Source organism: Bradyrhizobium sp. CSA112, from assembly GCF_029051645.1.
Classification (GTDB): domain Bacteria; phylum Pseudomonadota; class Alphaproteobacteria; order Rhizobiales; family Xanthobacteraceae; genus Bradyrhizobium.
In genome coordinates this window covers 1-24,967 of the sequence record NZ_JAACFS010000015.1, presented here as the reverse complement: position 1 = coordinate 24,967, position 24,967 = coordinate 1, and the positions used below count along the sequence as shown (strand labels likewise).

General features: G+C 64.8%; 19 protein-coding genes and 1 pseudogene. 9 read left to right on the top strand and 11 right to left on the bottom strand.

Translation table 11 applies throughout. From position 1 onward, the window contains the following. Positions 1-78: 78 nt before the first annotated feature. Positions 79-567 carry a MarR family winged helix-turn-helix transcriptional regulator gene (locus GWE18_RS23245; RefSeq protein WP_275188034.1) on the bottom strand — a complete coding sequence of 163 codons (489 nt, stop codon included), beginning with the start codon at positions 565-567 and terminating at the stop codon, positions 79-81. Positions 568-689: 122 nt separating this feature from the next. Here GWE18_RS23245 and gstA point away from each other — a divergent pair, with 122 nt between their 5' ends. Then, a complete protein-coding gene (gene gstA, locus GWE18_RS23240; RefSeq protein ID WP_275188033.1) occupies positions 690-1,304 on the top strand; it encodes a glutathione transferase GstA in 615 nt (204 codons plus the stop codon). A gap of 218 nt (positions 1,305-1,522) precedes the next feature. Here gstA and GWE18_RS23235 read toward each other — a convergent pair whose 3' ends face one another. The 4 genes from GWE18_RS23235 to GWE18_RS23220 form a co-directional block, all read right to left on the bottom strand. Then, positions 1,523-3,736: a 3-hydroxyacyl-CoA dehydrogenase NAD-binding domain-containing protein gene (locus tag GWE18_RS23235; protein ID WP_275188032.1), complete on the bottom strand. Its 2,214-nt coding sequence runs from the start codon at positions 3,734-3,736 to the stop codon at positions 1,523-1,525. 148 nt (positions 3,737-3,884) lie between these two features. Further along, the gene (locus GWE18_RS23230) at positions 3,885-5,093 is read right to left on the bottom strand and encodes an acetyl-CoA C-acetyltransferase (protein WP_275188031.1); all 1,209 of its coding nucleotides are present in this window, start codon (positions 5,091-5,093) and stop codon (positions 3,885-3,887) included. A gap of 64 nt (positions 5,094-5,157) precedes the next feature. Further along, positions 5,158-6,948: an acyl-CoA dehydrogenase C-terminal domain-containing protein gene (locus tag GWE18_RS23225; RefSeq protein ID WP_275188030.1), complete on the bottom strand. Its 1,791-nt coding sequence runs from the start codon at positions 6,946-6,948 to the stop codon at positions 5,158-5,160. Between the two features lie 185 nt (positions 6,949-7,133). Then, positions 7,134-7,520: a nuclear transport factor 2 family protein gene (locus GWE18_RS23220; protein ID WP_275188029.1), complete on the bottom strand. Its 387-nt coding sequence runs from the start codon at positions 7,518-7,520 to the stop codon at positions 7,134-7,136. A 128-nt stretch (positions 7,521-7,648) separates the two neighbouring features. Here GWE18_RS23220 and GWE18_RS23215 point away from each other — a divergent pair, with 128 nt between their 5' ends. The 5 genes from GWE18_RS23215 (at position 7,649) to GWE18_RS23195 (ending at position 14,720) form a co-directional block, all read left to right on the top strand. Beyond that, positions 7,649-8,245 carry a PadR family transcriptional regulator gene (locus tag GWE18_RS23215; RefSeq protein WP_275188028.1) on the top strand — a complete coding sequence of 199 codons (597 nt, stop codon included), beginning with the start codon at positions 7,649-7,651 and terminating at the stop codon, positions 8,243-8,245. A gap of 203 nt (positions 8,246-8,448) precedes the next feature. Beyond that, positions 8,449-11,808, top strand: coding sequence for a hypothetical protein (locus GWE18_RS23210; RefSeq protein WP_275188027.1), 3,360 nt, complete (start codon positions 8,449-8,451; stop codon positions 11,806-11,808). A 117-nt stretch (positions 11,809-11,925) separates the two neighbouring features. Beyond that, complete coding sequence (locus tag GWE18_RS23205) at positions 11,926-12,729, top strand: hypothetical protein (RefSeq protein ID WP_275188026.1); 804 nt, start codon at positions 11,926-11,928, stop codon at positions 12,727-12,729. A 285-nt stretch (positions 12,730-13,014) separates the two neighbouring features. Then, positions 13,015-13,941, top strand: a complete 927-nt coding sequence (locus GWE18_RS23200) for a sulfite exporter TauE/SafE family protein (RefSeq protein ID WP_275188025.1) — start codon at positions 13,015-13,017, stop codon at positions 13,939-13,941. A gap of 17 nt (positions 13,942-13,958) precedes the next feature. Continuing rightward, a complete protein-coding gene (locus GWE18_RS23195) occupies positions 13,959-14,720 on the top strand; it encodes a TIGR02186 family protein (RefSeq protein ID WP_275188150.1) in 762 nt (253 codons plus the stop codon). Between the two features lie 100 nt (positions 14,721-14,820). Here GWE18_RS23195 and GWE18_RS23190 read toward each other — a convergent pair whose 3' ends face one another. Beyond that, positions 14,821-15,603 (bottom strand): MBL fold metallo-hydrolase, encoded by a 783-nt coding sequence (locus GWE18_RS23190; protein WP_275188024.1) that lies wholly within the window; start codon positions 15,601-15,603, stop codon positions 14,821-14,823. 15 nt (positions 15,604-15,618) lie between these two features. Continuing rightward, entirely contained in the window at positions 15,619-16,539 is a 921-nt protein-coding gene (locus GWE18_RS23185; protein ID WP_275188023.1) for a DMT family transporter, read from the bottom strand. A gap of 96 nt (positions 16,540-16,635) precedes the next feature. Here GWE18_RS23185 and GWE18_RS23180 point away from each other — a divergent pair, with 96 nt between their 5' ends. Continuing rightward, positions 16,636-17,499, top strand: coding sequence for a LysR family transcriptional regulator (locus GWE18_RS23180; RefSeq protein WP_275188022.1), 864 nt, complete (start codon positions 16,636-16,638; stop codon positions 17,497-17,499). Between the two features lie 180 nt (positions 17,500-17,679). Here GWE18_RS23180 and pdeM read toward each other — a convergent pair whose 3' ends face one another. From pdeM to GWE18_RS23160, 4 genes are all read right to left on the bottom strand, one after another. After that, the gene (pdeM, locus tag GWE18_RS23175) at positions 17,680-18,351 is read right to left on the bottom strand and encodes a ligase-associated DNA damage response endonuclease PdeM (protein WP_275188021.1); all 672 of its coding nucleotides are present in this window, start codon (positions 18,349-18,351) and stop codon (positions 17,680-17,682) included. A gap of 42 nt (positions 18,352-18,393) precedes the next feature. Further along, positions 18,394-20,967 carry a ligase-associated DNA damage response DEXH box helicase gene (locus tag GWE18_RS23170; protein ID WP_275188020.1) on the bottom strand — a complete coding sequence of 858 codons (2,574 nt, stop codon included), beginning with the start codon at positions 20,965-20,967 and terminating at the stop codon, positions 18,394-18,396. 156 nt (positions 20,968-21,123) lie between these two features. Continuing rightward, entirely contained in the window at positions 21,124-22,353 is a 1,230-nt protein-coding gene (locus GWE18_RS23165) for an ABC transporter substrate-binding protein (RefSeq protein ID WP_275188019.1), read from the bottom strand. 105 nt (positions 22,354-22,458) lie between these two features. After that, entirely contained in the window at positions 22,459-23,385 is a 927-nt protein-coding gene (locus GWE18_RS23160; RefSeq protein ID WP_275188018.1) for a methyltransferase domain-containing protein, read from the bottom strand. 173 nt (positions 23,386-23,558) lie between these two features. On the opposite strand from GWE18_RS23160, the gene GWE18_RS23155 reads away from it, so the two are divergent. Next, the gene (locus GWE18_RS23155) at positions 23,559-24,596 is read left to right on the top strand and encodes a ligase-associated DNA damage response exonuclease (RefSeq protein ID WP_275188149.1); all 1,038 of its coding nucleotides are present in this window, start codon (positions 23,559-23,561) and stop codon (positions 24,594-24,596) included. Beyond that, positions 24,593-24,967, top strand: a pseudogene (locus GWE18_RS23150) (ATP-dependent DNA ligase); the annotation flags it as partial. The gene GWE18_RS23155 and the pseudogene GWE18_RS23150, both read left to right, overlap by 4 nt.

The following is a 24,967-nucleotide window of genomic DNA, read 5'->3' as shown; positions in this document are numbered from 1 at the left end:
GGCGATTCGACCGAACGCGCCGTGTGGCCAAGGGAATGCAGACGGTGTCGTCCGCATCAACGAAACATGTCAGGGCTGTCATCGCGCCGGCACGCCGTCGCGGGCAGCGGCCGCCTTGACGTCGGAGCAGGAGCAGCCCAGCCGGTCGAGCAGACCGCAAAGCTTTATAGCGTCGGCATCGGACAGTTTCGAGCCGACGTGCTTTTCGATCGCTGCCGAATAGGCGCTCCACATCTTCTTCTGCAGTTCACGCCCGGCCTCGGTGATCTCCACGAACTGGCCGCGCTTGTCGATCTTGCATTCGCGCCGCGCCGCCAGACCCTCGTCCACCAGGCGGTCGATCAGTCGCGAGGTGGAATATTGCGGGATCAGCATCTGCTTTTCCAGCTCCACCGGGCGCATCTCGCCGGACGGCGCGCGCGACAGTTCCAGGAGCGCGTCGTACCAGGCCAGCGGCGGAAAGCCGGCTTTCTTCAAATCCTGCTCGACGGCATCGAGCACCCGGCTCTGCACCCGCATCAGGCGGATCCAGGCGGCGGTCGCCTCGGTCGATGGTTTGCGTTTCATCATCCAGTCCGTATCTGTCACAGATCAGTGTACCGCACTAAATGCAGGTGCATCAATCTTGACTATTCCATGCAAATGCATTTAGTCGGTCCGCCAATAATAATCGAGGGAAGGAAAAGCCGATGAAACTGTATTATTCCCCAGGCGCCTGCTCGCTGTCCCCCCATATCGCGCTTCTCGAGGCCGGTCTGCCCTTTGACCTGGTCAAGGTCGACCTGCGCGCCAAGAAGCTGGAAAACGGTGACGACTTTTTGAAGGTCAACCCCAAGGGCCAGGTGCCGGTGCTGGCGCTCGATTCGGGCGAGGTGGTCACCGAGGGGCCGGTTATCGTCCAGATGATCGCCGACAAGGTGGCGGCCAAGAACCTGGCGCCCGCCCGCGACAGCGCCGACCGCTACAAGCTCCTGGAGTGGCTCAACTTCATTACCACGGAACTGCACAAGAGTTTCGGTCCGATGTTCTCGCCGGTGCTGGCCGACGACGCCAAGGCGTTCTTCAAGGACCGGGTGATGGCCAAGTTCAAATATGTCGACAGCCAGCTTGCGGGGCGCGACTACCTGATGGGCAGCCAGTTCACCGTCGCCGACGGCTATATGTTCACGATGCTGTCCTGGGCGGACCGGATGAAGTTCGATCTTTCGGCCATGCCGAACCTCCTGGCCTACAAGGCCCGCATCGCCGCCCGCCCGAAGGTGCAGGAAGCGCTGACCAAGGAAGGGCTGCTGAAGGCGGCGTGAGACGCTCACGGATAGCGACAAGGAATGGGCCGGATCGAATGATCCGGCCCTTTCTAGTTGCGGGGAATGTCTCCACATCGTCGTCCCTGCGAACGCAGGGACCCATAACCACAGACGGTGATTGGTTCAGAAGGTAATTGCCATCAGCTCTCAATCGCCAGAGCACGCGGTATGGGTCCCTGCGTTCGCAGGGACGACGATAGAATTTACACTGCCGCTTACGCCGCCGCCTTCTTGGGCGGGAAGCGGCCGTAGAAGGTCTCATTGCTCGCCGCCATGTCTTCCAGCAGTTTCGGCGGGGTGAAGCGCGAGCCGTATTTGGCTTCCAGCCTGTGGCAGAGCTCGACGAACTTCCGTGTGCCCATGAAGTCGATATAGGACAGCGTGCCGCCGGTGAACGGCGCAAAGCCGAAGCCCAGGATCGAGCCGACATCGGCCTCGCGCGGATCGGTGATGACGTGATCCTCCACCGTGCGCGCGGCTTCCACTGCCTGCACCACCAAAAAGCGCTGCTTCAATTCCTCGACGTCGAGGGTGTCAGGATCAAGCTGCTTCGGTTGCAGCGCCGACAGGCCCGGCCACAGGCTCTTCTGGCCCTTGCCCTTCTCGGGGTAATCGTAAAAGCCCTTGCTGTTCTTGCGGCCGAGACGGCCCTGCTTCTCGACCAGTTCCACCATCAGCTTCTTCTGGTCGGGGTTGATGGCGTTGGGGCCGAGATCGGTTTCCGTTGCCTTGATGACCTTCAGGCCGAGGTCGAGGGCCACTTCATCCGACAGCGACAGCGGGCCGACCGGCATGCCCGCCATCTTGGCGCAATTCTCGATCATCGCCGGCGGCACGCCTTCCAGGAACATCTCGTTACCTTCGGCGATGTAACGGCCGACGCAGCGGTTGGCGTAGAAGCCGCGGGAGTCGTTCACGACGATCGGCGTCTTGCCGATCACCCGCACATAATCGAGCGCGGCGGCCAGCGCGACGTCGCCGGTGTTCTTGCCTAGGATGATTTCGACCAGCATCATTTTCTCGACCGGCGAGAAGAAATGGATACCGACGAACTTGCCCTGATCCTTGAAGCTTTCGGCAAGTGAGGTGATCGGCAGCGTCGAGGTGTTGGAGGCGAAGATCGCGTCCGCCTTGAGGTACTGTTGCGCCTTGGCAAAGGTCTCTGCCTTGACCTTGCGGTCCTCGAACACGGCCTCGATTACGAGGTCGCAATCCCCGAGCGCGGCGTAGTCCGCCGTCGGCGTGATGCGCGCCAGCAGCGCGTCGCGATCACCCGCCTTGGCGCGGCCCTTGGCGATCTGCTCGTCGATCACCTTCTGGGCATGCGCCTTGCCCTTGTCGGCGCTTTCCTGGTCGCGGTCGATCAGCACGACGTCGAGGCCGGCGCGCGCGGAGACGAAGCCGACGCTGGCGCCCATGAAGCCGGCGCCGATTACGGCGATCTTCTTCACCTTGGTCGGCGGCACGTTTTGCGGACGCCGCGCGCCCTTGTTCAGCTCCTGCATCGACAGGAACAGGCTGCGGATCATCGCCGCTGCTTCCTTGGAGCGGAGCACTTTCGTGAAGTAGCGCGATTCGACGCGCAGCGCGGCGTCGATCGGCAACTGCAGGCCCTCATAGACGCAGCTCATGATGGCGCGCGCCGCCGGATAATTGTCGTAGGTCTCGCGCCGATAAATGGCGTTGCCGGCCGGGAACATCATCATGCCGGCCTTGGAGAACACCGGACCGCCCGGCAGCTTGAAGCCCTTTTCGTCCCAGGGCGCGACCGCCTTGCCGCCGCCCTTGATCCAGTCCTTTGCCGCCTTGATCAGCTCGGAAGCCGGCACGATGGCGTGGATCAAATTCAGCGATTTGGCCTTGTCGACGGTGACCGGATCGCCCTTGAGCAGGATCGTCATCGCATCCTGCGGCGGCACCAGGCGCGGCACGCGCTGGGTGCCGCCGGCGCCGGGGAACAGGCCGACCTTGACCTCGGGCAGGCCGAGGCGAGTTTTGGGATTCTCGGCCGCAACGCGGTAGTGGCAGGACAGCGTCACCTCGAAACCGCCGCCGAGCGCCAGCCCGTTGATCGCCGCGGCCCACGGCTTGCCGCAGGTTTCGATGCCGCGCAGCACCAGCGAGAAGCGGCGGCTCTGGTCGAACAGCATCTGGTTGGCAGCTTCCTCGCCCTTCTCCTTCAGCATCTTGGCGTAAGCGATATTCATGCCTTCGAGCATCGAAAGGTCGGCGCCGGCGCAGAACGCTTCCTTAGCGGAGGTGATGACGATGCCCTTAACCGCGGCATCCGCCGTGGTCTGCTTCAATATCTCTTCGAGCTCAGTGGTCGAGGTCTCGTCCAGCACGTTCATCGAACGTCCGGGGATATCCCAGGTGACGAGCGCAATGCCGTCGGCGTCGGTCTCTACCTTGAAATTCTTGAAGGCCATGTTGGTTGCTCCCTCGGTGCCGCAGCCGATTTGGCGCGGCGAATGGATGTGATCCCGTAGGGTGGGCAAAGGCGCACTTGCGCCGTGCCCACCATTACTTGCGAAGAACTGTGTGGTGGGCACGCTTCGCTTTGCCCACCCTACGTTCTCAAACTCTTTCGATGATCGTCGCTGTCCCCATGCCGCCGCCGATGCAGAGCGTCACCAGCGCGGTCGACTTGTTGGTGCGCTCGAGTTCGTCGAGCACGGTGCCGAGGATCATGGCCCCGGTCGCGCCGAGCGGATGGCCGAGCGCGATCGCGCCGCCATTGACGTTGATCTTCGAATTGTCGATCTCAAACGCCTGCATGTAGCGCAGCACGACGGAAGCAAAGGCCTCGTTGAGCTCGAACAGGTCGATGTCCGACTTCTTCATGCCGGAGCGCTCAAACAGCTTTTCGGTGACGTCGACCGGGCCGGTCAGCATCATCGCCGGCTCCGAGCCGATATTGGCGAAGGCGCGGATCTTTGCACGCGGTTTCAGGCCGTGCTTGGCGCCCGCCTCCTTGCTGCCGAGCAGCACAGCGCTCGCGCCATCGACGATGCCGGAAGAGTTGCCGGCATGGTGGACGTAATTGACGCGCTCGATTTCCGGATGCGACTGGATCGCGACCGCATCGAAGCCGCCCATTTGCCCGACCACAGTGAACGCCGGCTGCAACTGCGCCAGCGACTGCATAGTCGTCGTGGGACGCATGTGCTCATCCTTGGCGAGGATGGTGAGGCCGTTGATGTCCTTGACCGGCACCACCGACTTGTTGAAGCGGCCCTCGTCCCAGGCTTTTGCGGCGCGCTGCTGGCTCTGCACCGCATAGGCATCGACGTCGTCGCGCGAGAAGCCGTATTTGGTCGCGATCAAATCGGCCGAGACGCCCTGCGGCATGAAATAGGCCGGCACCGCCATCGAGGGGTCCATCGGCCAGGCGCCGCCGGAAGCGCCGATGCCGACGCGGCTCATCGATTCGGCGCCCCCGCCGATCACGAGTTCATGCTGGCCGGCCATGATCTGGGCAGCGGCGAAGTTCACGGCATCGAGGCCGGAGGCGCAGAAACGGCTGATCTGTACGCCGGGGACGGATTCACCGAGGCCCGCCTTCAGCGCCGCGAAGCGCGCGATATCGCTTCCGGCCTCGCCGACCGGATCGACCACGCCGAGGATGACGTCATCGACCACGTCTTCAGCCAGGTTGTTGCGCTCCTTCAGCGCCTGCAGCGGCACGGTGGCGAGCGCCAGCGCGGTGACCTCATGGAGCGTGCCATCGGCCTTGCCGCGGCCGCGCGGGGTGCGAACGTGATCGTAGATATATGCCTCAGGCATGACGCCCTCCTGGTATGAGGATCATAATATTATAGGCGAAAGGGCAGAGAAACGGCGGAAAATCTCAGAACGCTTCCGCCGCTAATTCCATGGTGGTCGCGCATCCGGACTGGATTCGCGCGAGATGGACGTGGGTTTCCGGCAACATCCGCTCCATGAAGAAGCGGCCGGTCACCAGCTTGGTCGTCAGATAGGGCGTGGCACCATCAGCCGCAATCTTGTCCTGCGCCACCTTCGCCATCCGCGCCCACATGTAGCCGAAGGTGACGAGGCCGAACAATTGCATGTAGTCGGTAGCGGCAGCGCCGGCATTGTCGGGCTTGGTCAGCGCGTTCTGCATCAGCCAGCCAGAGGCCTGCTGCAGGTGGCCGAGCGCGGTCGAGAGCGGCGCAACGAACGGCTTCATCGCCTCGTCGCCGCCGTGCTCCTTGGCAAAGGCTGCCACCTCGGCAAAGAACGCCATCACGGCGCGGCCGCCGTCGCGCGGCAGCTTGCGGCCGACCAGATCAAGCGCCTGAATGCCGTTGGCGCCCTCATAGAGCATGGCAATGCGCGCATCGCGCACGAACTGCTCCATGCCGTGTTCGGCGATATAGCCATGGCCGCCATACATCTGCTGCGCCAGCACCGCATTGGAAAATCCGACGTCGGTCATCACGCCCTTCATGACCGGCGTCATCAGGCCCATGTGGTCGTCCGCCTCCTGGCGGTCCTTCGGATCCGAGGAGCGGTGGGCGACGTCGCTCTTCAGCGCCGTCCACACCACCATGGCGCGCGCCGCCTCGTTGAAGGCACGGATGGTGAGCAGCACGCGGCGCACGTCCGGATGCACGATGATCGGATCGGCCGGCTTGTCCGCCTCCTTTGCGCCGGTCAGGGAACGTCCCTGCAGGCGCTCGCGCGCGTAATTGACGGCGTTCTGATAGGCGACCTCGGACTGCGCGAGGCCCTGCACGGCGACGCCGAGGCGGGCCTCGTTCATCATCACGAACATGCCCTGCATGCCCTTGTTTTCTTCGCCGATCAGCCAGCCGGTGGCGTTGTCGTAATTCATCACGCAGGTGGAATTGCCGTGGATGCCCATCTTGTGCTCGATCGAGCCGCAGGACACGCCGTTGCGCGCGCCCAGCGAGCCGTCGGCATTGACCAGCACCTTCGGCACCACGAACAGCGACACGCCCTTGATGCCGGCCGGTGCGCCTTCGATGCGCGCCAGCACCAGGTGGATGATGTTCTCGGCCATGTCGTGCTCGCCGGCGGAGATGAAGATCTTGGTGCCTGATATCTTGTAGCTGCCGTCGGCCTGCTTGACCGCCTTGGTGCGCAACAGGCCGAGATCGGTGCCGCATTGCGGCTCGGTGAGGTTCATGGTGCCGGTCCACTCGCCCGCCACCATCTTCGGCACGAACATCTTCTTCTGCTCGGGCTTGCCGTGCACCAGCAGCGCCGCGGTCGCGCCCATGGTCAGGCCGCCATACATCGAGAACGCCATGTTGGCCGCGCTCTGGAATTCGGTGACCACCTGGCTCAGCGTCACCGGCAGCCCCTGCCCGCCATACTCCGCCGGCGCCGACAGACCGAGCCAGCCGCCTTCGGCCACCTGCTTGAAGGCTTCCTTGAAGCCCTTCGGTGTGGTGACGCTGCCGTCGTCATGCCGCTTGCAGCCTTCGAGATCGCCGACACGGTTGAGCGGCTGCAGCACCTCTTCCGAGAGTTTTGCGGCCTCGCCCAAGATCGCTTCGCGCACATCGGCGGAGGCATCGGTGAAGCCGGGCAGATTGTCGTAGCGGTCGATCTGGAACACGTCGTTGAGCAGGAAGGTGACGTCTTCCACGGGGGCTTTGTAGATCGGCATGATGTTCTCCCGGCAGCGGCAAAGATGGCGAAGGCGTTTGAATGAAATTCGTTGTGGCGTTCCGGAACACGACCTTATCCGGTTCCGGCAGTCCTAGGGAGTGAGCAGGTGAGCGAAATATCCGGACAGCCATCGCGACATAAACGGCACCGGACATCGTCGCGGTCTTTGCTCCCTCACCTTCATCACTGCTTGGCGAGTTGCTCCCCCATCAAGCGGTGCAGCAGATTGATCGCCTTCAGCGGACGTACCATCACCTTGAAGTGCGTGATCTTACCGTCATCGCTGAAGGTGATGATGTCGACGCCGTTGATCTTGATCCCCTCGATCTCGTTTTCGAATTCGAGGACCGCGCCGCTCGCGCTGCGCCATTCGCCGGTATATTTGAAGCCGGGGCCGCCCAGCACCTTCCCGGCGCTCGCCAGATATTTGAAGGTGATGTCGCGCCCGCGCTGCGGCGTGTGGACGACGGGGCTTTCGAATACCGCCTCGGGGTGCAAGAGGTCCCACAGCGCCGCCGTGTCATGGGACTTCATGTAGCCGTACCACTTGTCGAGGCCGCTCATGGTCATCATGTCTCCTGTGCGGGCGATGACGGGGTTGACGCCGGGGAAGAGACCTCTCCGGAGCTTATGCGCGTTGACGCATATGCAACTTTATGCATAATGTCAATCATTGTTGAATCCGGAGGGCCGGCGTCGTGGCGCTTGGTGACGCGATCCTTGCCTGCCTGACCGAACGTCCGATGACGGGCTATGAGCTCGCCAAGACGTTCGACAACTCCATTGGATTCTTCTGGAAGGCCGACCACCAGCAAATTTATCGGGAGCTCACCAAGCTTCGCGACCGCGGCCATATCCAGGGCCGCGAGGTCGTGCAGTCCGGCAAGCCCAACAAGCTGGTCTATACACTGACGCCGGAGGGACGGGCCGCGCTCCGGCATTGGGCCGCGCGACCGAGCGTGCCGGCCTCGATCAAGGACGACCTGCTGGTGCGGCTCTATGCGCTCGACAGCGTCGACATCGAACCGCTGCGCACCGACCTGATGGCGCGGCTGGAACATCACCGTGACCGGTTTGCCCGGTATGAGCGCCTGCTCAACAAACGCTTTCCGGACGGCACGGCGCCGCCGGCCGATGTAGGCAAATTGCTCGGGCTTCGCATCGGCCTCGCCCACGAGCGCGCCGTGGCGGAGTGGTGCGAAGAGGCGATCGAGGCGTTGTCTGCCCTGTCCTCCGGCGCCGAACGGAGCAACGTCGTGCCGATCGAGGACGGCCAGCGCGAAAAAAGCGGCTAGAGCCTTCTAGAGCCGGCCGATTTGGTCGCCCTGGTAACTTTTGGGGCCGTCCGTCGCATTCCTTAACCCGTTATTTACCGTGACGAACAAAAGTCAGTTCCGAGGCAGGCGACCTGCGCGGGAAAATACGATTGTCTCTTCGGTGGGACGCGCGGGGAGGCTGATGGCGCAGGTGGGGCGCCGAAGCGGAACCGGACGAAAGCATGAATTCGCGCGTATCGTGGAGTGTTGACGGCATCGATCCATCCGTCCGCGAAAGGGCCGAGGCGGCGGCGCGCCGCGCCGGCATGTCGTTGAGCGACTGGATCAATTCTACCGTCGGCGAACCAGCCCCGCCCAGCTTCGGCGCGCCTTCCGAGCAGCGGCCGGCGATGCCGCGGCAAATCCCCGACGTGGCGGACATTCACCAGCGGCTGGATTCGATCACAAAGCAGATCGAGCTGATTTCGCGGCCCGCTCCGCGCGGCGAAGCAGCCCGCGGCGAGCCGACGGTGGCCCGCCAGCTCAACGAAGCCATTTCGCGTCTCGACGCGCGACTGTCGCAGATTTCCAACCCCGTGCCGGCCCGTCAGGCCCAGATGCAGGAAAAGCAGCGCCAGACCGAGATGGTCGAGCGTGCCGCTGCCCAGGTCTATCACCCCGCGCCGCCGCTCAGTCCGGCCACGATGGATTTTGCAATCGCGGAAATCGCTGCGCGCCAGAACGAACTCGACAGTCCGCAGCCGCGGCAGATGCCGCTGCGCAATGGCGCGCCGACGGTCGCTGCCGCCAAGCCCAATTCGGCGCAGCCCAATTCCGCACAGCCCATGCAGGCAGCGCCGGCCGGACCGGATTTTTCATCGCTTGAACGGCACCTGCTCAAGATCACCAGCCAGATCGAGGCGCTGCAGCGTCCCGATCATGTCGAGCAGTCGATTGCGGCGTTCCGCAGCGAGCTCGCCGAAATCCGCCACGCTATCACCGAGGCGGTGCCGCGCCGGGAGATCGAATCGCTCGAGAACGAAATCCGCTCGCTGTCCCGCCGCATCGACGACAGCCGCCAGCACGGCAGCGACGGCCAGACGCTTGCCGGCATCGAGCGCGCGCTCGGCGAAATCCGCGAAGTGCTGCGCTCGCTGACGCCGGCCGAGCAGCTCGCCGGCTATGACGAGGCGATCCGCAACCTCGGCGCCAAGCTCGATCTGATCCTGCGCTCGAACGACGATCCGTCGACGGTGCAACAGCTCGAAAGCGCGATTGCGGCGCTGCGCGGTATCGTCTCCAACGTCGCCTCCAACGACGCGCTGGCCCGGCTAGCCGAGGACGTGCACACGCTGTCGGCCAAGGTCGACCAGCTTTCCCGCTTTGACGGCAACAGCGACGCCTTCGGCATGCTCGAGCAGCGCCTGGCGGCGCTGACCTCGACGCTGGAAAGCCGGCAGCCGCCGGCTGCGAGCGAGCATTCGGAATATCTCGACAACGCGCTGCGCTCGCTGTCGGAACGGCTCGACCGTATCCCGGCCGGCAACGACAATGCGTCGGCGTTTGCCCATCTCGAACAGCGCGTGTCCTATCTGCTGGAGCGCCTGGAAGCCTCCAACGACCGTTCCGCCGCTCCCACCGTCGACCTCGGACGGGTCGAGGAAGGCCTGCACGACATTCTGCGTTCTCTCGAACGCCAGCACGCCAGCCTGGTCGCCCTCGCCGAATCCAATCGCAATTCCGGCGACGCGGCACAGCCGATGGCCTCCGGCATCGTCGATCTGGTCAAGCGCGAGCTGTCCGACATCCGCTTCAGCCAGTCGGAAACCGACCGCCGCACGCAGGACTCGCTCGAGACCGTTCACAATACGCTCGGCCATGTCGTCGATCGCCTGTCGATGATCGAAGGCGATCTGCGCGGGGTTCGCGCCGCGCCGGCCGCGCCCGCCTCTCCGTCTGCAGCGGCCGAGATGCGCGAGGAAGCGCCCCGCATAACCACGCCGCTGCGGACCTATCCGCAGCAATCGAAGCCGGAGTTGCCGAACCCCGCCGCGCTGCAAGCGAGCCCGCAAGAACATTTCGCCGCCGCGCCGCGCGAATTCCACGCGGTCCAGCCGGCAGCGCCGGTGGCCCCGCCACTGCCGCCGCGGGCGATCAGCGAAATCCTCGAGCCGCATGCCGCAGCGCCGCGTACCGCGATTGCGCCGGAATTGCCGCCGGATCATCCGCTCGAGCCGGGCACGCGCCCGCCAGCGCGCGTCTCTTCGCCGTCGGAACGGATCGCGGCTTCCGAAAACGCGATCAGCGAGATCGCTTCGGCTCCGAAGGAGCCGGTCAGTTCGTCGAGCTTCATTGCCGCCGCGCGCCGCGCTGCGCAGGCCGCAGCCGCGGCGCCCCCGCCCGAGAAAGCCGGACGTTCGGCTGCGAAGGCCGCGCTCACGGACAAGTCCGGCGGCAAGGCCAAGGCCGACGACAAGATCCCCTCGAACATTTCCTCCAAGATCCGCTCGCTCCTGGTCGGCGCGAGCGTGGTCGTGATCGTGCTCGGCACCTTCAAGATGGCGATGACGCTGCTCGATACCGGCAGCGTGCTGCAACTGCCGATGATGGAACGGCCCAGCGAGCCAGCGGCACCAGTGCAGGCCCCCGCCGCGTCGGAGAGCAGCGCCAAACCCGCGATGCCCGCGGCACCGGGACCCCTGATGATCTCGCCGACCCCGGTCGAGAAGCAGTCGAACAATTCTTCCGCACCCAACACGCTGGATAGCGCGCGTATCGCGGTGCCGCCGCAGCCAGCGCCGCCCCCGGCAGCCAACGACATCACCGGCGCGATCCCGACGGTGCCGGCCACCGGCGGGAAGCTTGCCATGATCGCGGTGCCGCCGACCGAGCGGCTGCCCGACGGCATCGGCGGACCGGTATTGCGCGCCGCCGCGCTGAAGGGCGACCCGGCCGCGGCCTACGAGATCGGCACGCGCTTTGCGGAAGGCAAGGGCGTTGCCTCGAACCTCGAGGAAGCCGCCAAATGGTATGACCGCGCGGCGCAGGCCGGTGTGGTGCCCGCGATCTTCCGGCTCGGCACCTTCTACGAGAAGGGCCTGAGCGTGAAACGCGACGTCGATATTGCGCGGCGTTACTATCAGCAGGCGGCCGAACGCGGCAGCGCCAAGGCGATGCACAATCTGGCCGTGCTCGACGCCGACGGCGGCGGCAAGGGCGCCAATTACAAGAGCGCGTCGGTATGGTTCCGCAAGGCTGCCGATCGCGGCGTCGCCGACAGCCAGTTCAACCTCGGCATCCTCTATGCCCGCGGCATCGGCGTCGAACAGAACCTCGCCGAATCCTTCAAATGGTTCAGCCTCGCGGCGGCCCAGGGCGACGCAGATGCGGGGCGCAAGCGCGACGATATCGCCAAGCGCCTCGACGTCCAGTCGCTGGCGGCCGCCAGGCTCGCTATCCAGACCTTCACGCCGGAGCCGCAACCCGACGACGCCGTCAACGCGGCGTCACCGGCGGCGGGCTGGGATTCGGCACCGGCAACCACGGCCAAGCCCGCCGCCAAGTCGGCCGCGACCAAGCGCACCGCCGCCGCCGTTCATTAAAGTTCATTAAGACGAGTTGCGATGCCGGCGGCATCGCCGCCATATCCTCGGCCATAAATTCGTATAATGCTTCGGGCCAGCCCGACCCCGAGCGGGTCCGCCTGCAACGAGGACCGATTGCCTACCGACGACAGCCAGGATGGAGAAAATCGCTTCCGGAGGTCGCCGACAGGCCCTGCGGTGGCGCCGCCGCGCTTACCGCCCGGTCAGGCCCCGACACCGCCAGTCCAGTTGCCCTGGCATAAACGGCATTTCTGGACGGTCGCAATCTTCATCCTGCTGGTTGCCGGCGTCGTCATTCGCGCCTACCGGGACCTGTCGCAGCCGGAGGCCTGGGACTACTGGAAGGACCAGTACGTCTCCCCAAGCCTGACATCCCAGGTGATCGACACGCTCCATCTCGATGGTTCGAGCCCGGGCCGGCGTGCCCTGTTCGTCAGCGGGACGATCGGCCCCGCCGCCGCTAACTGGTTTCGCGGCAGGCTGGACCAGGCCGATCTGGCGGCGGGCGACATTGTCCTGTTGGCCTCTCCCGGCGGCGATCTGAACCAGGCCGCTATCATCGGCGAGATCATCCGGTCACGCTCGCTGGCGACCGCCGTCGGCAGCGCCGACGCCTCGGGCCGCGTCAAGCCTGGCTACTGCGCCAGCGCCTGCGTGCTCGTCTATGCCGGCGGCAAGGCCCGCTTCGGCGTATTGGGCTCGGCCCTGGGTGTTCATCGGTTTGTCACAACCCGGCCCGTCGATGATCCCGTCGCCGAGGCGCAACGGGTTTCCGGCGCGGTGCTGGGCTACATGACCAAAATGGGGGTGTCGTCCTCCATCGTGGAAGCCATGTCCGAGACCCGGGAGATTCGCTGGCTCAGCCCCAAACAGGCGCTGGCGATGAACCTCGTCACCGACCCGCTCGGAAAGCCCTGAGCACGCCGAGCACCGGGCCCCACGAACCGACCTGCCCCACGGATTTGTAACAGCGTTTCAAGATCCTGACGGACGCGCGGGCACGTACGGCAAAAATTTGCCTTTCCGGGCATTTTTAGTCCCTCATCTCTTCGAATTCAGTTATGCAAAGGCGCGGGAACCGGCCCTGCGCACGCAAACGTGCATGCGCGAACCGGATCCCCACTGCCGGCAAATAGAAGAGAAACCATGCCGTGAGCGGCCGTCGGCCGTCTGTTGCGGCAAAGCTACAAAAAGCAGACGCGCGTGCAGCTCTACCTCCCGATCGCCGACATTCCAGTCAATGTCTTCCTCATCCTGGCGATGGGCGCGGCGGTTGGGTTCGTCTCCGGCATGTTCGGGATCGGCGGCGGTTTCCTGATGACGCCGCTGTTGATCTTCGTCGGCATTGCGCCAGCGGTCGCGGTCGCCTCCGTCGCCAGCCACATCGCCGCCTCCTCGTTTTCCGGCGCGATATCCTATTGGCGACGGCGCGCCATCGATCCGCTCCTGGCGCTGGTGCTATTGACCGGCGGCACTCTAGGCACCGCGCTGGGGGTATGGACCTTCACGCTGCTGCGCTCGCTCGGTCAGCTCGATCTCATGATCGCGACGTCTTACGTGATCCTGCTGACCACCGTCGGCGCTCTGATGTTCTGGGAGGGCCTGCGCGCGCTGCTCAGGGCCCGCCGCGGCGGTCCGGTCACCACGCGCCGCCCGGGCAGCCATGTCTGGATCCATGGATTGCCGCTGAAGATGCGCTTCAAGCGCTCGAAAATCTATCTGTCGGTCATTCCCGTCGTCGTGATCGGCCTGATCATCGGCTTCATCGGCGCCGTGATGGGCATCGGCGGCGGCTTCATCCTGGTGCCGCTGCTGATCTACGTACTGCGGGTGCCGACCTCGACCGTGATCGGCACCTCGATGGTGCTCACGCTGGTCACGATGGTGTTCGCCACCATGCTGCATGCGGTCACCAACCATCTGGTCGATGCCGTGCTGGCGCTGATCCTGATGGTCGGCGGCGTCACCGGCGCGCAGTTCGGCGCGCGCGCCGGGCAGAAAATCCGCGGCGAGCATTTGCGGCTCCTGCTCGGGCTATTGGTGCTCGCCGTCGGTGTCCGTTTTGCCGTCGAACTGGTGATCCGGCCCGAGGATCTCTTCACCATCCGCGAAACGGGGGTGACGGGATGACCTTGCGCCTCATCCTCATGCTCGGATGGCTTGCGCTGGGCTTGGCGCTCGCGGCCTCGCCCGCGCGGGCCGAACGGCTGATCGTGTCGGTGTCGAACCACCGCGTCACCGTGACGCCGAACTACTCCGGCGAGGAACTGGTGCTGTTCGGCTCGGTGGAGAAGGACGCCAACACGCCGGCCAATCGCACTTACGATCTGGTGGTGACGGTTGCCGGCCCACGCGCCGACATGGTGACGCGGCGCAAGGAGCGTCGGTTTGGGATCTGGATCAACACCGACTCCCGGCAGTTTCTGGGTGTGCCGACCTATCTGGCGCTGTTTTCCAACCGCCCGTTCGACGCCATCGCCTCTCCCGAGGTGCAGCGGCGGCAGCAGCTCGGGCTGAACAACGTATTGCTGACCCAGCGCGTCGGCCCCGACTATGCCGACGTCGTGCCCGACGACGCGTTCCGCAGCGCCTTCGTGCGCCTGCGCAAACAGCACGGCCTCTATCGCGAGGAGACCTCGGCGGTGACGTTCCTGACGCCGACACTGTTTCGCACCGGCATTCCGCTGCCGGCCGAAGTGCCGATCGGTCTTTATAACGTCGAGATCAAGCTGTTCGCCGACGGCGCGCTGGTGGCCAAGACGGACACCGCGTTCGAAATCGTCAAGGTCGGCTTCGAGCAGTTCGTTGCCACCACCGCGCAGCAGCACGGCTTCGTCTACGGGCTGATCACCGCGTTCATGGCACTGATGACGGGATGGATGGCGTCGATCGTGTTCAGGAAGGATTGATTCCGACCCTCATGGTGAGGAGGCGCGAAGCGCCGTCTCGAACCATGAGGCCCGTGGCCCATCCTTCGAGACGCCGCTGCGCCGGACCCACAGGCGCCGGTTAGGCGGCGTGCAGCGGCTCGATGATCGTCGCAACACCCGGCTCCAGGATCCGCAAGCGCGATCCAAAGCCCAGCGTATCGAAGGTGGCGCGCAGATCGTCCGCGCTCTGGCGGAAGTGTTTCCATCCCTCGGTATGCACGGGGACGATCACCGCGTCCGGAAACGCGCGCGCGGTCTCGATGGTATCGTTGGTGTCCATGGTGATGTGGAAGGGCCCGCGGGTTTGCGCCGCGCCTGCAAACGGCAACACGACGCCTGCCCTGAAGCGCTTGGCTACTTCTGCCACGCCGTCGTACCAGACGGTGTCGCCGCTGATATAGATCGGACGACTGCCGGGCTTGCTTGACGAGACCACAAAGCCGATGACGTCGCCCGCCAGTGGCTCGATGCCGGCCGGGCCATGACGCGCGGGCGTCGCGGTAATCGTCAGTGAATGCCCGTTGTGGCCGGTCAGTTCGGTGACCTGCCATGGCGCAAAGCCTTCGGCATGGCCGCCGAGCCGATTCGCGCCGACTTCCGTCGTCAGCACGCGCTTCGCTGATTTGAGAAAATCGCGCCCCGCATGGTCGAGATTGTCCGAATGCTGGTCGTGGCTCAGCAGCACGGCATCGACCTCGCCGATATCATGCGCGCTGAGCGCAGGGCCAACCAGCTTTTCCAGCTTCACATGCGGCAGTTGGTAGGCGCCGGGCTCGTCGAAAGTCGGATCGGTGAGCAGACGGAAGCCGTCGACTTCAATCAGCGCAGTGGGTCCGCCGATCAGGGTGATGGTAACTGTCATGACTTGGTCCTTCTATTAAGATTGATCGGTAGCCGCGGCGGGGCGGGTCACCAGATAAATGCCGAAGGCTACGGGAACGATGCCGAGCAGATCGCGGAATTCGACGTGTTCGCCGAGTACGAGAAAGGCGAACAGCATGCCGAGCGGCGGCATCAGGAAGTGATAGGCGCTCGCGGCCGTCGCGCCGCAGACCTTCAACAGGTGAAACCAGAGCAGATAGGCCAGGATCGAGCCGCCCAGCACGAGGAAGGCGAACGCGCCGAGCAGCCGGGCGCTCGGAACGATGTCGCTCACATCAGCCAACGTGAACGCAAACGGCAGCAGCACGATGCCGGCGGCAATATTCTGCACGCCGTTGCCGACCCATAGGCTGCCCTTCGGCGCCAGCACCTTGAACAGGATGGTGCCGCCGACAATCGATGCCAATGATGCCAGCGTGAACAGGATGCCGTGCCAGTCGTCCGTACCGACCGACATGCGATGCCAGACGATAAAGCCGACGCCAGTGATGCCGAGCACGAGCCCGATCACCTTGCGCCAGGTCAGCGCCTCGCCGAGGAAGACCGCCGCGAGCACCGCGGTGAAAACCGGATTGGCGCTGACGATCAGGCCGCCGAGGCCGGCCGATACCGTCTGCAGGCCGGTATAGCCGAGGCCGAGATAGAGCGCATTGTTGGCAACGCCGAGGATCGCGAAGATGCCGGCGTCGCGCCAGGTGGGCGAGGACCAGGCTTCGCCGCGCAGCGCCGTGACGCCGAGGATCAGGACACCCGCCAGCGAGAAACGCGCGGCGAGCAGAATCAGCGGCGGACAATCGGTGACGCCGATCTTGCCGGCGACGAAGGCGAAGCTCCAGAGCAGGCAGAACAGGCCGATATAGAGCGGGAGCGGATTGAAGCCGGCGCGGGAAACCGCGACCGAGGGGGCGAGCGACATGGAAATCTCCTTCCCCCATGATCTAGGGCCGCGCCTTGATATTTGGAAATTAAATGATAAACTGACATTCAGTGGATTTGTAAATGGAGCATTCGCATGTTCGATCTCGAACTGCTGCGCAGCTTCGTCTCCGTGGTCGACGCCGGCGGATTCACCCGTGCCGGCGAGCGCGTCCACCGCACGCAATCGACCGTCAGCCAGCAGATCAAGCGGCTGGAGGACGATGTCGGCCAGCCGCTGCTCAACCGCAATGGCAAGGATGTGACGCCGACCGAAGCTGGCGAGCGGCTGTTGTCCTACGCGCGGCGCCTGCTGGCGCTGGCCGAAGAAGCGCGCGATGTGGTTGCGCGCCCGGAAAGCGAAGGCGCCATCAGACTCGGCATCCCCGAGGATTTCGCTGCCTACCGCCTTGCCAAGCTGCTGGCAACGTTTTCGCGCTCCCGCCCGGGATTGCGGCTCGACGTCCGCGCTGACCAGAGCACGAATCTGCGGCGCGACATCGAACGCGGCGATCTCGATCTCGCGCTGCTCAAGCGTGACGCCGGCGAGAAGGGCGGGATCGCGGTGTGGCCGGAGCAAGTGCACTGGGTCACCAGCAAGACCCATCCGATCGATATCGTCGCCGGCTCCGTGCCGCTGATCGGCTTTCCTGCCGGCTGTCTTTATCGGGCGCGCGCGATCCATGCGCTCGAAAGCGCCGGACGCTCGTGGCACATGGCCTATACGAGTTCAGGTCTCGCCGGCATCCAGGCGGCGGTCGCCGCAGGCCTGGGCCTGAGCATTCTGTCCGACATCGCGATCCAGCCTGGGCACCGCGTGCTCACGGCAAAGGATGGCTTTGCGCCGATCGACAAGACCGAAGTGGCGCTGATGGCTTCCCCTGATGCCAGCCCGGCGACGTTGCGGCTCGCCGATCGTCTTGCCGAGTTCTGCGACAGCGTGGAAGCGAAGGCGGCGTGAGCCGGGCGCAGGTGCGCTCCCTCGCCCCGCTCTTTGCGGGGAGAGGGTTGGGGTGAGGGGCTGCCTCCACGAGTTGAGAACGTGGTGGGTCCGGTACCCCCACACCCGGATTGCTTCGCAATCCGACCTCTCTCCGCAAGCGGGGCGAGGTTAAGAGAAGATTGCGGCGCCCGTTGATGCTCAATAACACCGCGACGCGGCGATGGCGTGCAGCCGGTTGTCACCGAGCACATGCGCCATAAAGCCCGGCGTCTGGAAAATTTTCGCAAAGGCCGGGTCGCGGATGCTCAAACCGCCGGTATAGGCGCCGAACGCCGGCATCACGGCGCGCTCGCCGTCGCTCGCAAAGCACCGCCGCTCCATCGATCGCCCGCGGGTGGCGACACGCGCCTTGGGATGCAGATGGCCGGCGATTTCGCCCGCCGCCCCTGTCGGCTCGTGGCGGAATGCAATCGGGCCGATCGCGACTTCGCTCGCCACCACGCCGCCGAGATCAGACGGCAGCGCCGGATCGTGATTGCCCGAAATCCAGATCCAGTCGCGCCGCGCCTGCACCGCCGAGAGTGCGGCACGGTCCGGCTCCGACAGCCGCTCATGCGCGGCTCGGTCATGAAAACTGTCGCCGAGCGCAATCACCATCCGCGGATCGTGCCGTGCGATCACGGCAGCAAGCCGGCTCAAGGTCGCCACGGTGTCGTAGGGTGGCAGCAGCACGCCGCGCGTCGCAAAACTGGAGCCCTTTTCCAGGTGCAGGTCGGAGACGACGAGCAGGCGCTGCTCCTGCCAGAAGAGCGCGCCGGAGAGGTCGGCAACGAACGTGACGTCGGCAACCATGACCTTCGAGGCGCGCATCTCTTGATCGTCTCCCGAAGATTGCGCCCCCGCCGTCACGTCCTACCCCATCGCCTCTTTGATGAGTTCGTCGGCGGCCTCCGCCAGCAACTCATCTCCCGCTTCGCCATAAACTGACTCGCGGCCGATTTCCAGCATCACGGGAACGGCGAGCGGCGAAACATGTTCGAGTTCCCGATGGGTGATTCGCCCCTGAATGCGCGAGAGCATATCACCCAGACGCTTGAGATCGAGCAGGCCGGCGGCGGCGTCCGCACGCGCCGCGCGGAGCAGCACGTGGTCGGCCTGGTGCTTGCGCAAGACGTCATAGACGAGGTCGGTCGAGAATAGTACCTGGCGGCGGCTCTTCTCCTCGCCGGTGAAGCGGCGCGGGATCAGGCCCGAGATCAGCGCGCAATTGCGGAAGGTGCGCTTCATCAGCGCGGATTCCGCCAGCCACGCCTCAAGATCGTCGCCAAGCATGTCGGGCGCGAACAGTGCAGCGAAATCGAGCTTGCCGTGGCGAACCATGAATGAAATGTCGCCAAGGCCCCAGATCGCCAGTGCATATTCATTGGCGACGAAGCCGAGCGGCCGGGCGCGGGCGCGCTCCAGCCGGCGCGTCAGCAGCATGCCGAGCGTCTGGTGCGCGAGACGGCCCTCGAACGGATAGCACACCATGTAATGCTTGCCGCCGCGCGGAAAGGTTTCGATCAGGAGCTCGCGCACGCCGGGCACGCGGGAAAAATCCCGCTGCAGCGACAGCCAGTCGCGCACCTGTTCCGGCAGCGCATTCCATTGCCGCCGGTCGTCCAGCAGTTTCCGCACGCGTTCGGCCAGATAGGTCGACAGCGGAAACTTGCCGCCCATATAGGACGGCACCTTGGCGTCTTTGTCGTTGGCGCGGGAGACATAAACCTGGTCCTCGACCAGCGCCTCGTACCGCACGATTTCGCCGCCGAACACAAAAGTGTCGCCGGCGACCAGCCCTTCGATAAAATATTCCTCGATCTCGCCCAGTATCCTGCCGCCGCGGCCGATCATGCCGGTGGAGCCGGCGCCGCCGCCGCGCCCGCGCACCAGCCTTACCTTCAGCATCGCCTCTTCGACGATGGTGCCGACATTGAGACGATAGCTCTGTCGCACTTTTGGGTTGGCGACGCGCCAACGTCCCTGCTTGTCCTGCTTGATGCGGGCGAAACGCTCATAGGTCTTCAGCGCATAGCCGCCGGTGGCGACAAAATCGACAACATCGTCGAAATCGCCGCGGGTCAGCGACGCATACGGCGCCGAGGTCAGCACTTCCGCAAAGAGTTCATCTGACAGGAACGGTTCGCCACAGGCGCAGCCGAGCACGTGCTGCGCCAGCACGTCGAGCGCGCCGGTGCGCAGTGGCGGGGTGTCCTGCGCATTCTCGGCGATCGCGTCGATCGCGACGCGGCACTCCAGCACCTCGAAACGGTTGGCTGGAATCAGGACAGCGCGCGAAGGTTCATCGAGGCGGTGGTTGGCGCGGCCGATGCGCTGCATCAGCCGCGACGCGCCTTTGGGCGCGCCGACATTGATGACGAGATCAATGTCGCCCCAGTCGATGCCGAGATCGAGCGAGGAGGTGCAGACCACGCCGCGCAATCGGCCCGCGGCCATGGCCTCCTCGACCTTGCGGCGCTGCGCAACGTCGAGCGAGCCGTGGTGCAGCGCGATGGCGAGGCCATCGTCGTTCATCCGCCAGAACTCCTGAAACAGCATTTCGGCCTGGCTGCGCGTGTTGACGAAGATCAGCGTGGTCTTGTTGCGCTTGATCAAATCGTACATCTCGCCGAGCGCATGCCGCGCGGTATGGCCGGCCCAGGGTAGGCGCTCCCTGGTATCGAGCATCTCGACGACGGGCGCCGCCGCGCCGCCTGCGACGACGATGTCGGCGGCGATTTCCCTGCCGCCCTGCTGCGGCACCAGAAACCGCGCCAGCGATTCTGGTTCGGCCACGGTCGCCGAAAGCCCGATCGCGCGCATCTCGGGCGCCAGCCGCCACAGCCGCGCCAGCCCGAGCGACAGCAGATCGCCCCGCTTGGAGGTGACCAGCGCATGCAGCTCGTCGAGCACGATACGCTTGAGCGAAGAGAACAGAAACGGCGCGTCGTCCGAAGACAGCAACAGCGCCAGTTGTTCGGGCGTGGTCAGCAGGACATCCGGCGGATAGCGCCGCTGTCGCTGCCGCCGCGACACCGGCGTATCGCCGGTGCGGGTCTCGACCTTGATCGGCAGGCCTATCTCGGCAATCGGCGTCTCCAGATTGCGCGCGATGTCGACCGCGAGCGCTTTCAGCGGCGAGATGTAGAGGGTGTGGAGGCCGCCGCTGCGTTTGACGGTGCGACCGGTGGAGATGAGGTTCTTCTCACCGCCGCCCTTCGGAACCGCGGAAAGCTCCACCAGTGTCGGCAGAAATCCGGCCAGCGTCTTGCCGGCCCCGGTCGGCGCGATCAGCAGCGCCGATCGGTCGTCCCCGGCTTTGGCCAGCAGCGCCAGTTGATGCTCGCGCGGCGACCAGCCGCGCGAGGAGAACCAGCGCCGGAAGCGGTCGGGCAGCAGCGCAGCCGTTTCAAGCGGCGTGAGGGGCAAGGGATCGGACGACGGCACGGAGAAGAGGTAAGCCGTCGGACGAGGTTCGTCGAGGTAGTTTTGCGCGTCATTCCGGGGCGATGCGCAGCATCGAACCCGGAATCTCGAGGTTCCCCGATGCGCAATTTGCGCATCTGAGGTTCGCGCTTTCGCGCGCCCCGGAACGACGGCCGCCTATTCCGTCACCGGCTTGTCGGAGATATCCCAATCCTTGCCGTTGAAGATCGAGATATAGAGCGTCTTCATCGGGGTGTAGTCGTCAGGCGTATAGCTGTAGGTCACGCCGTCCAGCATGTAGGGAGAATGGAAGCCCGCCAGCGTCGTGGCCTGCTTCAGAACGTTGGCGCGGGTGAGCTCGTCGCCGCAACGGCGCAGGATCTCCGCCATCGCCACCACCTGGCCGTAGCCGGCAAAGGCGATGGTGTTATCGGGGTCGACATTGGGCAGGTACTTCTTGCGCAGCTCCTCGAACGCCATCACATCCGGATCCTTCTCGAAGCGCGGCACGCCGACCTCCTTGGCGTAGCGGATCGCGACGATGCCCGTGCAGTTCTCAAGGCCGGCGGCGCTGAGAATCGAGCGCCCCGTCGATCCCGCAGACAGCAGGTGCAGCGGCTTCCAGCCGAGCTCCGCGACCTTACGGATCGACTGCGAGGACGCCTTGCCGGTCGAGATGTTGTAGAAAACATCGGCGCCCGATTTGGAGAGATTGATGAGTTGCGAATCCACCGTCGGTTCGGTCAGATCGTAGGTCTGCTCCATGATCACCTTGGCGGTGCCGCCGGCATCAGCCAGCACCTTCTTGAAGGGCGCGAGAAAATCGCGGCCGAAATCGTCGTTCTGGTAGAGGATGCCGACCTTCGCGTTCGGTTTCACCGCCACGACATGCCTGGCAAGAATGCGCGCTTCGGTCGGATAGAGCGGCAGCCCCGCCATGGTCCATTTGAAGTTCTTGGGATCGTTCCATTTCGACGCGCCGGTATTGAGCAGCAATTGCGGCACGCCCTTCGTGTTGAGGTATTTGTGCACGGCGGTCTGCGGCGCGGTGCCGAGCGAGCCGTACAGCGCCAGCACTTCCTCCTGCTCGACCAACCGCCGCGTCGCCTCGACGCATTTCGGCGCGCTGTAGGCGTCGTCCATGGAGAGGAATTTTACCTTGCGTCCGTTGATGCCGCCCTTCTCGTTCAGCATCTGGAAATAGGCCTCGCCGACCCGGCCCAACACGCCGTAAAGCGAGCCCGGGCCGGAATGCGGCACGGTCTGCCCGACCTTGATTTCAGTGTCGCTGGCACCTGGATCGTATTTCTTCTCCGCGGCCCAGACGAAGGGTGCAGGCATCGCTGACGCGAGGACAGTGGCTAGCGCCGTGGCGCCGAATTCGCGCCTGGTCTGTTTGTTCTTCATTATTGTTCTCCCTTATGGGAGTCTTGATCAGGCATTCCGGCGTCAGTGGCAATAGCTGACATGTCGCACGCAATGCCGCATTCGCGGCGCGCGTAGCGTCTAGACTCAAGTTTTGGTGGCGACGATGACCAGGCCGGGAACCGGCGCGTTGTCCTCGTTGCGGGCGGAGTTGTCCTCCAGCAGGGATAATTCGAGGCCGGCGGATTCGACCACGGTGCGCACGTGGCCTGCAGCATGCGCGTAGCGCAGCCCGTGACCGACGACGACGCCTTCGCCGTCATGGGTTTCGGCGGTGAAGGCGAGCAGCCCGCCGGAGACCAGCACACGGGCAGCCTCCTTCAGCACCGGCGCGAGTTCGGCGACGTACACCATGGCATCCGCGGCCAGAATGAGATCGCCGCTGGCGTCCGGCCTCGCACGCAGACCCTGCAACATGTCGGCGACATCAAGCTCGGCGTAGAGACCCCTAGCGCGTGCCCGCTCGATCATGCGCGGCGACAGATCGACGCCGATGAAATGATCGACCCCCTTGGCGAAGGGTGATGCGGCAAGCCCGGTGCCGCAGCCGAGATCGATCGCGCGCTTGAAGAACGCCGGCTTGCGCGCCGCAGCGCGCACCGCCAGCACCGCGCGGAACAACAACTTCGGACCGCGATAGCCGAGTTCGTCCACCAGCGAGGATTCAAACCGCGGCGCATATTGATCGAACAGGGTTTGCACATAGGCCTGCGGCATGTTCGACACGGGCTCTGCGCCAAGCCGCATCAGCCGCAACCCGGCGCCGTGACTGTCACCGGGATCGCTGGCCTGAGCCTTTCGAAACGCCGCAATCGCCGCATCCCGCTCGCCGAGTTCTTCGCGGATGCCGGCGAGCGCGAACCAGGCGGATGTGAAATTGGGCGCCAGCTCGATCGCCTGCAGCAGGAGATCGGCGGCGGCGGGCAGATCGCCCTTCAATTGCAGATCGCGGGCAAATTCGAACCGGCGGTCGGCCATCAGATCGCCGGAGGAGAGAAAAAGGCGGGCAGGCATGGGTTCCGAAACTTGTCATTGCCGGGCATGGTAGTCTGCCTTGCGCAGACTACGTAAACTTGTCTGCGCCCCGGCAATCCATCAATAAAGGGAGACTCTTCAGAAGATGGATGCGCGGGTCAAGCCCGCGCATGACGGGTAAAATCCGGCGCGAGACCTCCTATATGTCAGGCATGCGTCCGCAGGACATCCTGATTCCCCTTCCCGCCGGCCTCTGTTGCAAGCCGGGAGGTTTCCATATCGACCCAGTGCGCCCGGTCGAGCGCGCCGTGATTACCCACGGCCATTCCGATCATGCCCGGCCCGGCCATGGCGCGGTGCTAGCCACGCAGGAAACGCTCGACATGATGCGGCTGCGCTACGGCGACAATTTTGCGCGAACGACGCAGGCCATTCGCTATGGCGAGGAAATTCGGCTCGGCGACGTCACCATCAAATTCCATCCCGCGGGCCACGTGCTGGGCTCGGCGCAGGTTGCGGTGAGCTGCAAGGACACCTGCATCGTCGCCTCCGGCGACTACAAGGACGCCACTGATCCGACCTGCACACCGTTCGAAGTCGTGCCCTGCGACGTCTTCATCACCGAGGCGACATTCGGCCTGCCGGTGTTCCGCCATGGCGATGCGGCGGATGAGGTGAAGAAGTTGTTGGCGTCAGTGGCGTTGTTCCCGGAGCGCGCGCATCTGGTCGGCGCCTATTCGCTCGGCAAGGCGCAGCGTGTGATCGCGCTGCTGCGCGAGCAAGGCTATGACGCGCCGATTTACCTCCACGGCGCGATGGAGACGATCACGCACTACTATGAAAGCCGTGGCGTCGCGCTTGGCGAGCTGCGCCCGGTCAAGGGCGTGAAGAAGGCCGATCTCGCCGGCACCATCACGCTGGCGCCGCCCTCGGCCACCTCAGACATCTGGACGCGGCGTTTCCCCGATCCGGTCACGGCGTTCGCCTCGGGCTGGATGCGGGTGCGGGCGCGCGCCCGCCAGCGCGGCATCGAACTGCCGCTGGTGATATCAGACCACGCCGACTGGGACGGACTGACCGCAACCATCGCGGCCACCGGCGCCGGCGAGATCTGGGTCACGCATGGCCAGGAAGACGCGCTGGTGCATTGGTGCAAGGCGCGCGGGCTTGCCGCGCGGCCGCTCGACCTCGTCGGCTACGGCGACGAGGAGGAGCACGAGGTGGTCACGGCCGACGAGGCCGAGGCATGAACCGCTTCGCCGAACTTTTGGATCGCCTCGCCTATGAGCCCGGCCGCAACAACAAGCTGCGGCTGATCACGGGCTATTTCCGTGAAGTCGAAGATCCCGACCGCGGTTACGCGCTGGCGGCGCTGACCGGCGCGCTGTCGTTCAAGCACGCCAAGCCGGGGCTGATCCGCGATTTGATTATGGATCGCACCGATCCGGTGTTGTTCGGGCTGTCGTATGATTATGTCGGCGATTTATCCGAGACGGTTGCTCTGATGTGGCCGAGGGGTGGTGATCATTACGGCGAGTCCTTGCTGGGCCACCCCTCTCCCCCGCCCTCCCCCGCAAGGGGGGAGGGAGCCCAGTTGAGTGCTGCGCTGTCACCGCAAACA

Bases quoted from the DNA above. Each gene is read 5' to 3' on its own strand.
- GWE18_RS23245 (WP_275188034.1), bottom strand. From the start codon at position 567: ATGAAACGCAAACCATCGACCGAGGCGACCGCCGCCTGGATCCGCCTG.
- gstA (WP_275188033.1), top strand. From the start codon at position 690: ATGAAACTGTATTATTCCCCAGGCGCCTGCTCGCTGTCCCCCCATATC.
- GWE18_RS23235 (WP_275188032.1), bottom strand. From the start codon at position 3,736: ATGGCCTTCAAGAATTTCAAGGTAGAGACCGACGCCGACGGCATTGCG.
- GWE18_RS23230 (WP_275188031.1), bottom strand. From the start codon at position 5,093: ATGCCTGAGGCATATATCTACGATCACGTTCGCACCCCGCGCGGCCGC.
- GWE18_RS23225 (WP_275188030.1), bottom strand. From the start codon at position 6,948: ATGCCGATCTACAAAGCCCCCGTGGAAGACGTCACCTTCCTGCTCAAC.
- GWE18_RS23220 (WP_275188029.1), bottom strand. From the start codon at position 7,520: ATGACCATGAGCGGCCTCGACAAGTGGTACGGCTACATGAAGTCCCAT.
- GWE18_RS23210 (WP_275188027.1), top strand. From the start codon at position 8,449: ATGAATTCGCGCGTATCGTGGAGTGTTGACGGCATCGATCCATCCGTC.
- GWE18_RS23195 (WP_275188150.1), top strand. From the start codon at position 13,959: ATGCTCGGATGGCTTGCGCTGGGCTTGGCGCTCGCGGCCTCGCCCGCG.
- GWE18_RS23190 (WP_275188024.1), bottom strand. From the start codon at position 15,603: ATGACAGTTACCATCACCCTGATCGGCGGACCCACTGCGCTGATTGAA.
- GWE18_RS23185 (WP_275188023.1), bottom strand. From the start codon at position 16,539: ATGTCGCTCGCCCCCTCGGTCGCGGTTTCCCGCGCCGGCTTCAATCCG.
- GWE18_RS23180 (WP_275188022.1), top strand. From the start codon at position 16,636: ATGTTCGATCTCGAACTGCTGCGCAGCTTCGTCTCCGTGGTCGACGCC.
- pdeM (WP_275188021.1), bottom strand. From the start codon at position 18,351: ATGCGCGCCTCGAAGGTCATGGTTGCCGACGTCACGTTCGTTGCCGAC.
- GWE18_RS23165 (WP_275188019.1), bottom strand. From the start codon at position 22,353: ATGAAGAACAAACAGACCAGGCGCGAATTCGGCGCCACGGCGCTAGCC.
- GWE18_RS23160 (WP_275188018.1), bottom strand. From the start codon at position 23,385: ATGCCTGCCCGCCTTTTTCTCTCCTCCGGCGATCTGATGGCCGACCGC.
- GWE18_RS23155 (WP_275188149.1), top strand. From the start codon at position 23,559: ATGCGTCCGCAGGACATCCTGATTCCCCTTCCCGCCGGCCTCTGTTGC.